Source organism: Pseudomonas sp. HMSC066A08, assembly GCF_001813025.1.
Taxonomy (GTDB): Bacteria; Pseudomonadota; Gammaproteobacteria; order Pseudomonadales; family Pseudomonadaceae; genus Pseudomonas; species Pseudomonas aeruginosa.
The window spans coordinates 1-244 of record NZ_KV811223.1; the positions used below are offsets into that span (position 1 = coordinate 1).

At 41.8% G+C, this 244-nt stretch carries 1 protein-coding gene; it reads right to left on the bottom strand.

Annotated features, from left to right (window positions below):
• Positions 1-244: hypothetical protein (locus tag HMPREF2886_RS34805; protein WP_218189068.1), on the bottom strand; the 244-nt coding region annotated here is incomplete at both ends.

The following is a 244-nucleotide window of genomic DNA, read 5'->3' on the forward strand; positions in this document are numbered from 1 at the left end:
CGAATTGCGTGACTTGGAAAGTCTCTTCAGGTAATCCACCAATCTGACAAGTAAACACTAAGCCACTTTGCATGTCGCCACTTAAGATCTTCTCTATAAGTTGTCTATGTTGCTCTTGTAAAGCGAGATCTTGCGCGTATGTTCTGCCACCGCCATGGGTTAATGTCTTATCCCCACTCAGTGAGTTGCCATCCTTATCACCCAGCCTTTGATATTTTTTTGAATTTGTTATAGACATCCAATA